At 63.8% G+C, this 15414-nt stretch carries 14 protein-coding genes and 1 tRNA gene; all 15 read left to right on the forward strand.

Annotation, left to right across the window (positions count from 1 at the left end; genetic code table 11):
- The first annotated feature begins 122 nt into the window (after positions 1-122).
- On the forward strand, positions 123-1676 hold the full coding sequence (locus tag IEW15_RS02235; protein ID WP_229707752.1) for a flavin-containing monooxygenase: 1554 nt from the start codon (positions 123-125) through the stop codon (positions 1674-1676).
- Between the two features lie 101 nt (positions 1677-1777).
- Positions 1778-1854 (forward strand) — tRNA-Asp (locus tag IEW15_RS02240).
- A gap of 501 nt (positions 1855-2355) precedes the next feature.
- On the forward strand, positions 2356-2721 hold the full coding sequence (locus tag IEW15_RS02245; protein WP_188574466.1) for an NADH-quinone oxidoreductase subunit A: 366 nt from the start codon (positions 2356-2358) through the stop codon (positions 2719-2721).
- The gene (locus IEW15_RS02250) at positions 2712-3305 is read left to right on the forward strand and encodes a NuoB/complex I 20 kDa subunit family protein (protein ID WP_229707753.1); all 594 of its coding nucleotides are present in this window, start codon (positions 2712-2714) and stop codon (positions 3303-3305) included. The genes IEW15_RS02245 and IEW15_RS02250 overlap by 10 nt, the downstream gene beginning before the upstream one ends.
- Before the next feature lie 96 nt (positions 3306-3401).
- Positions 3402-4025 (forward strand): NADH-quinone oxidoreductase subunit C, encoded by a 624-nt coding sequence (locus IEW15_RS02255; protein WP_188574468.1) that lies wholly within the window; start codon positions 3402-3404, stop codon positions 4023-4025.
- The gene (locus IEW15_RS02260) at positions 4022-5209 is read left to right on the forward strand and encodes an NADH-quinone oxidoreductase subunit D (protein WP_229707754.1); all 1188 of its coding nucleotides are present in this window, start codon (positions 4022-4024) and stop codon (positions 5207-5209) included. The genes IEW15_RS02255 and IEW15_RS02260 overlap by 4 nt, the downstream gene beginning before the upstream one ends.
- A gap of 14 nt (positions 5210-5223) precedes the next feature.
- Complete coding sequence (nuoE, locus tag IEW15_RS02265) at positions 5224-5856, forward strand: NADH-quinone oxidoreductase subunit NuoE (protein WP_188574472.1); 633 nt, start codon at positions 5224-5226, stop codon at positions 5854-5856.
- Entirely contained in the window at positions 5846-7126 is a 1281-nt protein-coding gene (nuoF, locus tag IEW15_RS02270) for an NADH-quinone oxidoreductase subunit NuoF (protein WP_188574474.1), read from the forward strand. Before nuoE ends, nuoF begins: the two co-directional genes overlap by 11 nt.
- 11 nt (positions 7127-7137) lie before the next feature.
- Positions 7138-9216, forward strand: coding sequence for an NADH-quinone oxidoreductase subunit NuoG (gene nuoG, locus IEW15_RS02275; protein ID WP_188574477.1), 2079 nt, complete (start codon positions 7138-7140; stop codon positions 9214-9216).
- Entirely contained in the window at positions 9209-10225 is a 1017-nt protein-coding gene (gene nuoH / locus IEW15_RS02280; protein ID WP_188574479.1) for an NADH-quinone oxidoreductase subunit NuoH, read from the forward strand. Before nuoG ends, nuoH begins: the two co-directional genes overlap by 8 nt.
- A 180-nt stretch (positions 10226-10405) precedes the next feature.
- Positions 10406-10894 (forward strand): NADH-quinone oxidoreductase subunit NuoI, encoded by a 489-nt coding sequence (nuoI, locus tag IEW15_RS02285; RefSeq protein WP_188574481.1) that lies wholly within the window; start codon positions 10406-10408, stop codon positions 10892-10894.
- A gap of 110 nt (positions 10895-11004) precedes the next feature.
- On the forward strand, positions 11005-11619 hold the full coding sequence (locus IEW15_RS02290) for an NADH-quinone oxidoreductase subunit J (RefSeq protein ID WP_188574483.1): 615 nt from the start codon (positions 11005-11007) through the stop codon (positions 11617-11619).
- A complete protein-coding gene (gene nuoK / locus IEW15_RS02295) occupies positions 11619-11927 on the forward strand; it encodes an NADH-quinone oxidoreductase subunit NuoK (protein ID WP_188574485.1) in 309 nt (102 codons plus the stop codon). The genes IEW15_RS02290 and nuoK overlap by 1 nt, the downstream gene beginning before the upstream one ends.
- A 7-nt stretch (positions 11928-11934) precedes the next feature.
- Positions 11935-13866, forward strand: coding sequence for an NADH-quinone oxidoreductase subunit L (gene nuoL / locus IEW15_RS02300; RefSeq protein WP_188574487.1), 1932 nt, complete (start codon positions 11935-11937; stop codon positions 13864-13866).
- Positions 13866-15389 (forward strand): NADH-quinone oxidoreductase subunit M, encoded by a 1524-nt coding sequence (locus IEW15_RS02305; protein ID WP_188574489.1) that lies wholly within the window; start codon positions 13866-13868, stop codon positions 15387-15389. The genes nuoL and IEW15_RS02305 overlap by 1 nt, the downstream gene beginning before the upstream one ends.
- Positions 15390-15414: the final 25 nt, after the last annotated feature.

Here is a 15414-nt window from a genome sequence, read left to right on the forward strand (position 1 = left end):
TAACGCGTTTAATATTCTGCCGACAATCGCTATAACTGATGAAGGCGAGCGCAGTTGAAGCCGGCGGCATGCCAGGATCGCCGGGGCACCTCGCCATCTGGGAAGGCGAGGAGGAAAGATCCATGGCTGCAATGTCTTCTGGTCCGGAGGGTGACGCCACCCGGGTCAAGGTCGCCATCATCGGGGCCGGATTCGGTGGCCTGTGCATGGCGATCCAGCTCAACCGGGCCGGGATCGGTCCTGTGGCGATCATCGAGAAGCATGCCCAGCTGGGTGGCACCTGGCGTGACAACACCTATCCCGGCGCCGGTTGCGACGTTCCATCGCATCTCTACTCGTTCTCGTTCGCTCCCAATCCGGACTGGTCGCGGACCTATGCCCGGCAGTCGGAAATCCTGGCCTATATGGAGGCGGTGGCCGACCGCTTCGACATCCGGCGCCTGATCCGTTTCAACACCGAGGTAGCCGAGGCGCGCTTTGACGACGATCGCGGCCTGTGGCGGATCGACATCGTCGGCGGTGGCCACATCGACGCCGAGGTGGTGATTTCCGCCACCGGGCAACTCGATCATCCGGCGGTTCCTGATCTGCCGGGGCAGGAGAGCTTCGCCGGGCCCCGATTTCATTCCGCCCGCTGGCCCGAGGGGCTCGACCTTGCCGGCAAACGGGTCGGCGTGATCGGCAATGGGTCGAGTGCGGTGCAGTTCGTGCCCGAGATCGCGGCCGATGCGGCGCGTCTGGTGCTGTTTCAGCGGACGCCTGCCTGGGTGTCGCCCAAACCCGATCGCGCCTATACCGAAGCCGAAATCGCCCGCTTCCGCCGTAGCCCGATGGCGATGAAGCTGCACCGGGCGAAGATATTTCTGGGGCTTGAGAAGAATTTTCTGGTCTTCGGCCGGGCGCGCTTCGCTCGCGAGCAGTTCCAGAAGCAGGCACTGGCCATCATGCGGCGCCATATCGCCGATCCAGACCTGCGTCGTCGGCTGACCCCCGACTATCCGGCCGGCTGCAAGCGTATCGTGCTGTCGAATGACTGGTATCCGACACTGGCACGGCCGAATGTCGAGGTGGTGACGCGGCGGGTCGCTGCCTTGCGTCCAGGCGGTGTCGAAACCGTCGACGGCGCGCGTCACGACCTGGATGTGCTGATCTATGCCACCGGCTTCAGAGCCACGGAGTTTCTGCAGCCGATGAAGATCACCGGGCGCGGCGGGCTTGACCTCAATGACGCCTGGTCAGAGGGTGCTGAGGCACATCGCGGCGTCGCTGTCTCGGGCTTTCCGAACTTCTTCATGCTGTTCGGCCCCAACACCAGCCTCGGCCACAATTCGATCATCTTCATGCACGAGGTTCAGGCGACCTATATCACACGGTGCCTGAAGCAGTTGTTCCAGGGGCGGCGCGGTCAGGTCATGGAGGTCAAGGCCCAGGCCATGGCGGCCTATAATCGTGGGCTCAGAGCCGCGCTCGACCGCACCGTCTGGGCTGGCAGCTGCAACAGTTGGTACAAGACCGCCGATGGTCGGGTGACCGCGCAATGGTCCAGCTTTGCCAGTCGCTACTGGTGGGCGATGCGCAGCGCCTCGCTCGACGAATATGCCTTCACCACCTGCGACGCCCCGGTCAGGACACTGTCCCAGAGCCAGGCGCTGACAACCGCCGCCGGGGCGTCATGACACGCCGGACCGGCGGCCGGCGGCGGCATCGCAGGCCCGGCGCCTGCGGAAAGACGTTGACAGAGGTGCCGCCGCTCGGCTAAACACCGCGCATCGCCGAAGGGGGTGTAGCTCAGTTGGTTAGAGCGCCGGCCTGTCACGCCGGAGGCCGCGGGTTCAAGTCCCGTCACTCCCGCCAGCGATGCCCGGATCAGGCCTGTGCCATGGTCCGGATCCTGGACAAGACCCGCGTGCTCACGCATGCAAGACCGTCTTCTGGACGGCAAAGGGCATGAGTGCTTTTCGCCGCCGCATCAAGACCAGCGTGCAATTGCGCGCAGTCCGTGGGCCCGCCCGATCATCGTCGGTGCGGGCCTGTTTGTTTTCAGCCCGAGCCCTGGGTCTCCGGTCGTTGTGACATCTGGCGGTGATACTCTTGCCGCAACGCAAAGCTGGGACATATTCGTGGCTGAAAATGGGGATTTTGTTGGCGAGCACGTTCGCCTATAGTGAGGCCGCCGCACGGGGTGACCTGTGGCGGACCATCCGGCTTGGCCCCGTGGCACCGCGGTCTTCGCGTGTGCACAACGGGATGCAAGCTGGACGGCCCCGCCCGGTTGTCCCGCAGCATCGCTGGCGAGGGTTCGATCCGATCGGGCCTTCACCGGCCGGCATCCGCCTCAGGAGGGAAGCCAAGCCCATGCAGACCATGCTGGCCGAGTACCTGCCGATTCTGATTTTCCTCGGCATCGCGACCGCTCTGGCCGCGGTTATCGTGATCGCTTCCTATTTTATCGCGCCTCAGCGCCCGGAAGCCGAGAAGCTCTCGGCCTATGAATGCGGCTTCGATGCGTTCGATGACAGCCGCGGTCAGTTCGACGTGCGGTTCTATCTGGTCGCGATTCTGTTCATCATCTTCGACCTTGAAGTCGCCTTCCTGTTCCCGTGGGCCGTGTCGCTGGGCGACCTCGGCATGTTCGGGTTCTGGTCGATGGTCGTCTTCCTGGGCGTGCTGACGGTGGGCTTCATCTATGAGTGGAAGAAGGGGGCGCTGGAATGGGAGTGATCGACACCCGGACCGAAACCGTCCACACGGGCGGCCTTCACACAGGGGCGGGCGCCCGCACCGTACCGGGGCCGCTGATCGGCGCCGATGCCGAGCGTGTGGTCGCCGCCGCGACCGATGAGTTGAAGGAAAACGGCTTCATCACCGCGCGCCTGAACGAGCTGGTCACCTGGGCGCGCACCGGCTCGCTCTGGCCGATGACCTTCGGGCTGGCCTGCTGCGCCGTCGAAATGATGCATGCCGCGGCCGCCCGCTATGATCTGGACCGGTTCGGCTTCCTGTTCCGGCCCAGCCCGCGTCAGTCTGACGTGATGATCGTGGCCGGCACGCTGACCAACAAGATGGCGCCGGCTCTGCGCAAGGTCTATGACCAGATGCCCGAGCCGAAATATGTCATCTCGATGGGTAGCTGTGCCAATGGCGGCGGCTATTATCATTACTCATACGCGGTGGTGCGCGGCTGCGACCGGATCGTTCCGGTCGATATCTATGTGCCGGGCTGCCCGCCGACGGCTGAGGCGCTGGTCTATGGCGTGCTCCAGCTTCAGAAGAAAATCCGCCGCACCGGTACGCTTGAGCGCTGATCGGCGTTCGCATCGGGAAAAGCGGCGGCGCAGCGGACCGGCAGAACGTCGGGCGGTGCAGCAAGGTTTGTGTTGAGGCACGAGAAGGCGGATGCCGTGAGTTACGTCAACGAAGACGCACTCCGGGAGCTGGGCGGCTATGTCGCGTCAGCCCTCGGCGACGGAGTGGACGGCTGGAAGGTCGCATTGGGTGAGCTGACGCTCCGTGTGTCGCGGACGTCCCTGACCCGCACGCTGACCTTTCTGCGCGATGACAGCAACTGCCTGTTCAAGCAGTTGATCGACGTCTGCGGTGTCGACTGGCCCGAGCGTGAAGAGCGTTTCGACGTCGTCTATCATCTGCTCAGCCTCAAGCACAATCAGCGCATCCGCGTGACCGTCTCGGCGTCCGAAGATACGCCGGTGCCATCGGCGGTGCCGGTGTTCAACTCGGCGCTGTGGTTCGAGCGCGAGACCTGGGATCTGTATGGCGTGTTCTTCGCCGACCATCCGGATCTGCGGCGGCTGCTGACCGATTATGGCTTCGAAGGGCATCCGCTGCGCAAGGATTTCCCGCTCACCGGCTATGTCGAGGTCCGCTACGACCAGACCGAGAAGCGGGTGATTTATGAGCCGGTACAGCTGACCCAGGAATTCCGCCGATTCGACTTCCTGAGCCCGTGGGATGGTGCGAAATACATCCTGCCGGGTGACGAGAAGGCGCAGCAGGGGGCGAAATGATGTCTGATACCGAGACCGCAATCAAGCCGATGATGCTGAATTTCGGTCCCCAGCATCCGGCGGCACATGGCGTGCTGCGCCTGGTGCTGGAGATGGATGGTGAGGTCGTCACCCGCGCCGATCCGCATGTCGGCCTGCTGCATCGTGGCACCGAGAAGCTGATCGAGTACAAGACCTATCTTCAGGCGCTGCCGTATTTCGACCGGCTGGACTATGTCTCGATCATGAATCAGGAGCACGCTTATGTGCTCGCGGTCGAGAAGCTTCTGAAGCTGGACGTGCCGCTGCGCGGCCAATACATCCGCGTGATGTTCGCCGAACTGACCCGCATCGCCAATCATCTGCTGAACATGACGACCTTCGCCTTGGACCTTGGCGCCACCACACCGCTGCTGTGGGGCTTTGAGGACCGCGAGATCATCATGGGCTTCTATGACAAGGTCTGCGGCGCCCGCCTGCACGCGAATTATTTCCGGCCGGGTGGCGTGTCGATGGATCTGCCGGCCGGGCTTCTGGACGAGATCTGGACCTTCACCGAAGAGTTCCCGAAGCGCTTCGACGATCTCGAAAACCTGATGAGCCACAGCCGCATCTGGAAGCAGCGCACCGTGGATATCGGTGTGCTGTCGGCGGATGACGCGCTGGACTGGGGCATGACCGGTCCGATGCTGCGCGGTTCGGGGGTGGCCTGGGATCTGCGCAAGGCGCAGCCCTATGACGTTTATGACCGGATGGATTTCGACATTCCTGTCGGCCGCAATGGCGACGTCTACGACCGCTATAACGTCCGCATGAAGGAAGTGCGCGAGTCGCTCAAGATCGTCCGCCAATGCGTCAAGGAGATGCCGGACGGACCGGTCAAGACCGATGACCGCAAGATCGCGCCGCCCGGCCGCGGCGAAATGAAGCGGTCGATGGAAGCGCTGATCCATCACTTCAAGCTCTATACTGAAGGATTCAAGGTGCCGGCCGGCGAGGTTTATGTCGGGACCGAGGCGCCCAAGGGTGAATTCGGCGTCTACCTGGTGTCCGACGGCACCAACAAGCCCTATCGCTGCAAGATCCGGGCGCCGGGCTTTGCCCATATCTCTGCCATGGATTTCATGTCGAAGGGCCATCTGCTGGCCGATACCGTCGCCATTCTGGCGAATATGGACATCGTGTTCGGCGAGATCGATCGTTGAGGGGACCGGGACCAGTGAGCGACACCAACGTCGAGCCTGCGAGCTTCGCCTTCACCGAAGAGAATCTCGCCGCGGCGGCAAAGATCATCGCGAAATACCCCGACAGCCGCCAGCAGAGCGCCGTGATGCCGCTGCTGGATCTGGCCCAGCGTCAGAATGACGGCTGGCTGCCGCGGGTGGCGATGGATTACGTGGCCGACATGCTGGGCATGCCGCCGATCCGGGTGTACGAGGTCGCGACCTTCTACACCATGTACAATCTGAAGCCGATCGGGCGCCATCACGTCCAGGTCTGCACCACCACCCCGTGCTGGCTGCGCGGATCGGATGCCGTGATGGCCGCCTGCCAGAAGCATCTGGGCATCGATGTCGGCGAGACCACCGCCGACGGGCTGTTCACGCTGGCCGAGGTGGAATGCCTTGGTGCCTGCGCCAACGCGCCGATGATGCAGATCGGTGACGATTATTACGAGGATCTGGACGCGGAACTCACCATTCGGGTGCTTGAGGCCCTGAAGCGTGGTGAGACGCCGAAGCCGGGCCCGCAGACCGGCCGGCGCCGGGCATCCGAGCCCGAGGGCTGGCAGCCGGCGGCCGGGACCGTGCAGACCGCATCCGGCACCGCAGGAGGCAATGATGCTGCGTGATCAGGACCGCATCTTCACCAATCTTCATGGCTATGACGATTTTCGTCTGGCCGGTGCCCGGCGGCGCGGCGATTGGGACGGCACCCGGGACATCATCGCCAAGGGCCCTGACTGGATCGTCCAGGAGATGAAGGCGAGCGGCCTGCGCGGCCGTGGCGGTGCGGGCTTCCCGACCGGCGTCAAATGGTCGTTCATGCCCAAGAACGATCCGCGTCCGTCCTATCTGGTGGTGAACGCCGACGAAGGCGAGCCCGGCACCTGCAAGGACCGCGAGATCATGCGTCACGACCCGCACAAGCTGGTCGAAGGCTGCCTGATCGCCGGTTTCGCGATGAAGGCGGTTGCCGCCTATATCTATATCCGCGGTGAGTTTCTCCGCGAGGCCCAGGCGCTGCAGACAGCGATCGACGAGGCCTATGAGGCCGGTCTGATCGGCCGCAATGCCTGCGGCAGCGGCTATGACTTCGACGTCTACATCCATCTCGGTGCCGGCGCGTATATCTGCGGCGAGGAAACCGCGCTGATCGAAAGCCTGGAAGGCAAGAAGGGTCAGCCGCGGCTGAAACCGCCATTTCCCGCGATGGCGGGGCTGTATGGCTGCCCGACCACCGTGAACAACGTGGAAAGCATCGCGGTCGCGCCGACCATCCTGCGCCGCGGCGGCGCCTGGTTCGCGGGGCTGGGGCGCGAGAACAACACCGGCACCAAGATCTTCTCGATTTCCGGCCATGTGAACAAGCCGTGCAATATCGAGGAGGAGATGGGCATTCCGCTGCGTGAGCTGATCGAGCGTCATGCCGGCGGCGTGCGTGGTGGCTGGGACAATCTGCTGGCGATCATTCCCGGCGGATCGTCGGTGCCCTTGCTGCCCAAATCGACCTGCGACGACATTCTGATGGACTTCGACAGCCTGCGGGCGGTGAAGTCCGGCCTTGGCACCGCTGCGGTCATCGTGATGGACAAGTCGACCGATGTGGTGCGTGCCATCGCGCGGTTGTCGAAGTTCTATATGCATGAAAGCTGCGGTCAGTGCACGCCGTGCCGCGAAGGCACCGGCTGGCTGTGGCGGACCATGGACCGCATGGTCAAGGGCCATGCGACGCTGCCTGAAATCGACCGGCTGGAGCAGGTGACCTATCAGATCGAGGGTCATACCATCTGCGCGCTGGGCGATGCCGCGGCGTGGCCGGTGCAGGGCCTGATCCGTCATTTCCGTCCGGAACTTGAGCGGCGCATCGGCGCCGCCCGGGATGCGGCCCGCGCGGCCTGAGGAGGAACCCGATGCCGAAACTGACCATCGACGGCCTGGAAGTCGAGGTGCCCGCAGGGGCGACCGTGCTTCAGGCCTGCGAAGCGGCTGGCGCGGAGATTCCCCGCTTCTGCTATCACGAACGCCTGTCGATCGCCGGCAATTGCCGGATGTGTCTGGTCGAGCAGGAGCGGGCGCCCAAGCCGATCGCGTCCTGCGCGATGCCGGCCGCCGACGGCATGGTCATCCACACCAACACCGAGCGGGTGAAGAAAGCCCGTGAAGGGGTGATGGAGTTCCTGCTGATCAACCATCCGCTGGATTGCCCGATCTGCGATCAGGGCGGCGAATGCGATCTGCAGGATCAGGCCATGGCCTATGGCCGTGGCATGAGCCGCTATGACGAGGAAAAACGCGCGGTCAAGGACAAGGACATGGGTCCGTTGATCCAGACCTGGATGACGCGCTGCATCCATTGCACCCGCTGCGTGCGCTTCGCCACCGAGATTGCGGGCGTGCCCGAGATGGGCGCGACCGGCCGCGGCGAGCACATGGAGATCGGCACCTATGTCGAGCATGCGCTGACCTCGGAACTGTCGGGCAACATGATCGACCTGTGCCCGGTGGGCGCGCTGACCTCGAAGCCCTATGCCTTCAACGCCCGCCCATGGGAGCTGAAGAAGACCGAGTCCATCGACGTGCTCGACGCCGTCGGCGCGAACATCCGGATCGACGTTCGCGGCCGCGAGGTGCTGCGCGTGCTGCCCCGGCTGCATGAGGACGTGAACGAAGAGTGGCTGGGCGACAAGAGCCGTTTCGCCTATGACGGCCTGAAGCGCCAGCGTCTGGACCGCCCCTATATCCGCGAGAACGGTCGTCTGCGGCCCGCCACTTGGGACGAGGCCTTCGGTGCCATCCGTGGCCGGCTGGAAGGCCGCGCGCCTGAAACCGTGGCCGGTCTGGTCGGCGATCTGGTCGATTGCGAGGCGATGACCGCGTTCCGCGACCTGATGCGCGACGTGATCGGCACGCCGCATGTCGATTGCCGTCAGGATGGTGCCGCACTCGACCCAACCCAGCGGGCATCCTGGCTGTTCAACAGCACCATCGCCGGCATCGAGATGGCTGATGCGGTGCTGCTGGTCGGCACCGACCCGCGCCGCGAGGCACCGCTGGTCAATGCCCGGTTCCGCAAGCGCTGGCGCAAGGGTGGTTTCCGTGGCTGGTCGATCGGCCCGGCGCTGGACCTGACCTGGCCAGTCGAAGATCTTGGGGCCGATGCAAGCCGGCTTGAGGCGATCGCGAACGGGACCGATCCGATCGTCGAGGCGCTGAAGGCGGCCGAACGGCCGATGATCGTGGTCGGCATGGGCGCGCTGACCCGCACCGACGGCGCGAAGATCCTGGGCGTCGCCCGCAAGATCGCCGAGCGTTGCGGCATGGTCCGCGACGGCTGGAACGGTTTCAACGTGCTGCACACGGCCGCGGCGCGTGTCGGCGGCATGGAGCTGGGCCTGGTGCCCGGTGAGGGCGGCCTTGCGACGCGCGAGATCGTGGCGGCTTGCGCCAGCGGCCGGATCGAGACCCTGTTCCTGCTGGGTGCCGACGAAATCGACACCGATGCGCTGGGCCAGGCCTTCGTGATCTATCAGGGCCATCACGGCGACGCCGGTGCGCATCGCGCCGATGTGGTGCTGCCGGGTGCGGCCTATACGGAAAAGAACGGCACCTACGTCAATATGGAAGGCCGGCCGCAGCGGTCGCATCTGGCGGTGTTCCCGGTGGGGGATGCACGCGAGGACTGGAAGATCCTGCGGGCGCTGTCGGGCATGCTCGGCAAGCCGTTGCCCTATGACGATCTGTCGGGTGTGCGGGCGCGGATGGCGGCGATCAGCCCGCGTCTGGCCCGCATCGACCGGATCGAGCCGGCAGGATTGGGCGGCGCGTTCGGCCAGACCGGTGCGCCGGATACGGCCCCGCTGACCGCGGCGGTCACCAACTACTACATGACCGATCCGATTTCCCGCGCCTCGCGGACCATGGCGACCTGCACCGCGATCTATGCGGGCGACGCGCTCCAGCAGGACAAGGCGACCGGCACCAATGGCTGAGTTCTTTTCCGGATATGTCTGGCCGGGGGTGATCATCGTCGCCCAGATCCTGGCCATCGTGATGCCGCTGCTGATCGCGGTCGCCTATCTGACGCTGATGGAACGCAAGGTCATCGGCTTCATCCAGATGCGCCGTGGCCCGAATGTCGTCGGCCCCTTCGGTCTGCTTCAGCCCTTCGCCGACGCGTTGAAGCTGCTGACCAAGGAAACCATCATCCCGTCGCGGTCGAACCGGTTCCTGTTCCTGCTGGCGCCGATGCTGACCCTGATCCTCAGCCTCGTCGCCTGGGCGGTGATCCCGTTCGACGATGGCTGGGTGCTGGCCGATATCAATGTCGGCATCCTGTATCTGTTTGCCATCTCGTCGCTGGGCGTCTATGGCATCATCATGGCCGGCTGGGCCTCGAACTCCCGCTATGCCTTTCTGGGTGCGATGCGCTCGGCGGCGCAGATGGTGTCGTACGAAGTCTCGATCGGCCTGGTGATCATCACCGTGCTGCTCTGCGTGGGGTCGCTCAACCTGTCGGATGTGGTGCGGGCGCAGGAAACGGTGTGGTTCGCCATTCCGCTGTTTCCGATGTTCGTGGTCTTCTTCATCTCGGCGCTGGCCGAGACCAACCGGCTGCCCTTCGACCTTCCGGAAGCGGAAGCGGAGCTGGTGTCGGGCTATAACGTCGAATATTCGTCGATGCCCTTCGCGCTCTTCTTCCTCGGCGAATACGCCAACATGATCCTGATGAGCGGGATGACCACCATCCTGTTTCTGGGTGGCTGGCTGCCGCCGTTCGACATCGCGCCGCTGAACTGGATCCCGGGCGTGGTGTGGTTCCTGATCAAGATCTTCGTGCTGCTGTTCGTGTTCATCTGGGTGCGCGGTACCTTCCCGCGGTATCGCTATGACCAGCTGATGCGTCTGGGCTGGAAGGTCTTCCTGCCGTTCTCGCTGCTGTGGGTGATCCTCACCGCCGGCGTGCTCGTGGGCTTCGGCTGGCTTCCGGGGCAGCAATAGGCGGCTCTGGTGCTGTGGCCGGATTGTTCCAATTCGGCCACAGCACGGCGAAGCCCCGGACATGCGGGGTCCGTGAATGCGGGGACATGTGCTTGCCAAGTGCGCGTCCCGGAGTAAGGTAAGCCCGGATCGTCCGGCCGGCCCCGTCGGGCTGGCCTGGAGGCCGGAGGAGAGGTTGAGATGGCATCGATCGGCCAGACCGCACGCGCATTCCTGCTCACCGAGATCGTGAAGGGTATGGCGCTGACGTTGCGCTACTTCTTCAAGCCGAAGGTGACGCTGAACTACCCCTATGAGAAGGGGCCGATCAGCCCGCGGTTTCGCGGGGAGCATGCGTTGCGCCGGTATCCCAATGGTGAAGAGCGCTGCATCGCCTGCAAGCTGTGCGAGGCGATCTGCCCGGCCCTTGCGATCACGATCGAGGCGGAGCCGCGTGCCGATGGCAGCCGGCGCACCACCCGCTATGATATCGACATGACCAAATGCATCTATTGCGGCTTCTGCCAGGAGGCGTGCCCGGTGGATGCAATCGTCGAGGGGCCGAACTTCGAGTTCGCGACCGAGACGCGCGAAGAGCTGTTCTACGACAAGACAAAGCTGCTTCAGAACGGCGACCGGTGGGAACGGGAGATCGCGGCGAACCTCGCCGACGTAGCACCCTACCGTTGATGGTGTGAGAGCGCCGGCCCCGATCAGGGGCCGGCGATGGTTTGAAGGCACCGCGCCATCCGGCGCTGGTGCCATGCGACACAAGAAACGAGATCGGACGAGGGCGGAGAATGGTTCTTCAGGCGCTGGCCTTCTACCTCTTCGCCGCGGTGACTGTGGCATCGGGCGTGATGGTTATTTCCGCCCGCAACCCGGTTCACTCGGTGTTGTTCCTCATTCTGGCCTTCTTCAACTCGGCCGGCCTGTTCGTGCTGCTGGGTGCGGAATTCCTGGCGATGATCCTGGTGGTCGTCTATGTCGGTGCCGTGGCCGTGCTGTTCCTGTTCGTGGTCATGATGCTGGACATCAACTTCGTGCAGCTGCGCGAGGGCTTTCAGCGCTATCTGCCGGTCGGCGCGCTGATCGGCCTGGTACTGCTGGCCGAACTGGTGCTCATCGGTGGCAGCTACAGCCTGGCCGCATCCGATCAGCCGCTGTTCGCGGCTCCGGTCGGCGTGCCCGAGGGTGTCTCGAATATCCATGCGCTCGGCCAACTCGTCTACACGAAGTATGTCTATCTGTTCCAGGCTGCGGGGCTGGTGCTGCTGGTCGCGATGATCGGCGCCATCGTGCTGACCCTGCGCAGCCGCCCCGGCGTCGTTCGCCAGGATCCAGGCAAGCAGAATGCCCGGACCATCGAACAGTCGGTGGAAATCAAGAAGGTTCCGACGGGTAAGGGCATTTGATGATCATTGGCATCGAGCATTATCTGGTCCTGGCCGCGATCCTGTTTACGCTTGGGATCTTCGGGATCTTCCTGAACCGCAAGAATGTCATCACGATCCTGATGTCGATCGAGTTGATGCTGCTCGCGGTCAATATCAACTTCGTCGCATTTTCGACCCAGCTCCAGGATCTGGTGGGGCAGGTCTTCGCGATGTTCGTCCTCACCGTCGCCGCTGCCGAAGCAGCGATCGGCCTTGCCGTGCTCGTGGTCTATTTCCGGAACCGCGGCTCGATCGAGGTCGAAGACATCAACATGATGAAGGGCTGAGGCCGCGATGTACGTCGCACTGATCCTGCTTCCGCTCGCGGCGGCGATCGTCGCCGGCTTCTTCGGCCGTGTCCTCGGCGATCGGGGGTCGCAGTTCGTGACCACCGGTGCCGTGGGGCTCGCGGCCCTGCTGTCGGTCGTCGCCTTCTTCGACGTCGCGGTCTATGGCAACGCCACCACGATCGAGCTGTTCACCTGGATCCGCTCGGGCGGGCTCGATTTCGCCTGGGCGCTGCGCATCGATGCGCTGACCGCGGTCATGCTGATCGTGGTGAACGGCGTGTCGTTCATGGTCCACCTCTACTCGATCGGCTATATGAGCCACGATCCGCACAAGCCGCGGTTCATGGCTTATCTGTCGCTGTTCACCTTCGCGATGCTGACGCTGGTGACCGCCGACAATCTGGTCCAGATGTTCTTCGGCTGGGAAGGCGTTGGTCTGGCCTCTTATCTGCTGATCGGCTTCTGGTACAAGAAGCCGTCGGCGAACAAGGCGGCCATGAAGGCCTTCGTGGTCAACCGCGTGGGTGACTTCGGCTTCTCGCTGGGCATTTTCGGCGTGTTCCTGGTCACCGGCTCGGTCACCTTCGACGCAGTCTTCGGCGAGCTTGGCAACGTCGCCGGCACCACCATCGATTTCCTCGGCATGTCGTTGCCGACGATCGAGGTGCTGGGCGTGCTGCTGTTCATCGGCGCGATGGGCAAGTCGGCCCAGCTCGGCCTGCACACCTGGTTGCCAGATGCGATGGAAGGCCCGACCCCGGTGTCGGCGCTGATCCATGCGGCGACCATGGTCACCGCCGGCGTGTTCATGGTGGCACGCCTGTCGCCGCTGTTCGAACTGACGGTGTTCACCAGCGACATGATCACGGTGATCGGCGCCTCGACCGCCTTCTTCGCCGCGACCATCGGCCTCACCCAGACCGACATCAAGCGGGTCATCGCCTATTCGACCTGCTCGCAGCTCGGCTATATGTTCTTCGCGGCCGGCGTCGGCGCCTATCCGGCGGCGATCTTCCATCTGATGACCCATGCCTTCTTCAAGGCGCTGTTGTTCCTGGGCGCCGGCTCGGTCATCCATGCGATGTCCGACGAGCAGGACATGCGCCGCATGGGCGGCATCTGGAAGCTCATCCCCGTCACCTACATGATGATGTGGATCGGATCGCTGGCGCTGGCCGGCATCCCGCCCTTCGCCGGCTTCTTCTCGAAGGACATGATCCTTGAGACGGCTTATGCCGCGCATTCCACAGTCGGCGCCTATGCCTTCTGGATGGGCATCGCCGCGGCGTTCATGACCGCCTTCTATAGCTGGCGGCTGCTGTTCATGACCTTCCATGGCAAGCCCCGGGCCGACAAGCACACCATGGAGCATGTCCATGAAAGCCCGCTGATCATGACCGTGCCGCTGTTCCTGCTGGCGGTGGGCGCGATTACGGCCGGCTATATCGGCCAGCCGATGGTCGATGCCGGTCTGGCGTTCTGGAATGGTGCGATCACCATGCTGGGCGAGCACAACATCCTGGAAGAGGCGCATCACGTGCCCGGCTGGGTGAAGCTGCTGCCGCTGGTGATGAGTGCCGCCGGTATCGGGCTCGCCTGGCTGTTCTATATCCGCCGGCCGGATCTGCCGGGCAAGGTGGCGTCGGACTTCTCGGGCCTCTACAAGTTCCTGCTCAACAAGTGGTATTTCGACGAGCTGTATGACGCCATCTTCGTGCGTCCCGCGCTCTGGATCGGCCGGGTGTTGTGGCAGGGCGGTGACCGCCGGATTATCGACGGTTTCGGGCCTGATGGTATCGCCGCGGTCTCGCTGGGCCTGGCCCGGCGGGCGGGCCGGATGCAGTCGGGTTACGTCTACCACTATGCGTTTGCCATGCTCATCGGTCTGGCGCTGATCGTGTCCTACTTCTTCTTCGGTCTGGAGGCCGGCTGGTGATGACGGATTGGCCGCTTCTCTCGACGGTCGTCTTCCTGCCGCTGATCGGTGCGGGATTCATCCTGCTGATCCGTGGTGACGAGGCGACGGTGGCCCGCAACGCCCGCAGCGTCGCGCTGTGGACCAGCGTCATCACCTTCCTGATCTCCCTGCTGCTGTGGTCGGGCTTCGACAGCTCGACCGCCGACTTCCAGTTCGTCGAGCGGGTCGAGTGGTTCCCCGGCTATGGGATCGACTATCACCTCGGCATCGACGGCATCTCGCTGTGGTTCGTTCTGCTCACCACCCTGCTGATCCCGATCTGCGTGCTGGCGAGCTGGGATGCGATCACGGTCAGGGTGAAGGAATACATGATCGCGTTCCTGGCTATGGAAACGCTGGTCATCGGCTCCTTCGTGTCGCTCGACTTCGTGCTGTTCTATGTCTTCTTCGAAGGCATGCTGATCCCGCTGTTCCTGATCATCGGCATCTGGGGTGGCAAGCGGCGCATCTATGCGGCGTTCAAGTTCTTCCTCTACACCATGTTCGGCTCGGTGCTGATGCTGGTGGCGCTGCTCGCGATGTATTTCGAGGCCGGTACCACCGACATCCCGACCCTGATGAGCACGAATTTCAGCCACAACATGCAGTTGTTCCTGTGGCTGGCGATGTTCGCGTCCTTCGCGGTCAAGATACCGATGTGGCCGGTGCACACCTGGCTGCCCGATGCCCATGTCGAGGCACCGACCGCCGGTTCCGTGCTGCTGGCGGGTATCCTGCTGAAGGTGGGTGGCTATGGCTTCCTGCGCTTCAGCCTGCCGATGCTGCCGGATGCCAGCCACTATTTCGCGCCGCTGATCTTCGGCCTGTCGGTGGTGGCGGTGATCTACACCTCGCTGGTCGCCCTGGTGCAGGGCGACATGAAGAAGCTGATCGCCTATAGCTCGGTCGCCCATATGGGCTTCGTGACCATCGGCATCTACACCTTCAACACCCAGGGCCTCGAAGGCTCGATCATCCAGATGCTCAGCCACGGCCTGGTGTCGGGCGCGCTGTTCCTGTGTGTCGGCGTGGTCTATGACCGCATGCACACCCGCGACATCGACCGCTACGGCGGCCTGGTGCATCGGATGCCCGGCTATGCGCTGGTGTTCCTGTTCTTCACCATGGCCTCGATCGGCCTGCCCGGCACGTCGGGCTTCGTGGGGGAATTCCTGGTGCTGGTCGGCGCCTTCCAGGCCAATACCTGGGTGGCTTTCCTGGCCGCGACCGGTGTGATCCTCGGTGCGTGCTATATGCTGTGGCTGTATCGGCGGGTCGTGTTCGGCGAACTTGTGCGCGAGGATCTGAAAGGCATCCTCGACATGAACCGCCGGGAGGTTCTGGCCTTTGCGCCGCTGGTCGTGCTGACCCTCTGGATGGGCATCTATCCCGAGACCTTCCTTGAGCCGATCCGTGCATCGGTCGCCCATCTCCTGGAACAGGTCCAGGTCGAGAAGGCGGCAATGGCGGTTGACGCCGTGAACCAGCTCGCGCAGCGCTGACGAGACGAGAGGCATCGAGGTTTAC

The organism is Tistrella bauzanensis (genome assembly GCF_014636235.1).
Taxonomy (GTDB): domain Bacteria; phylum Pseudomonadota; class Alphaproteobacteria; order Tistrellales; family Tistrellaceae; genus Tistrella; species Tistrella bauzanensis.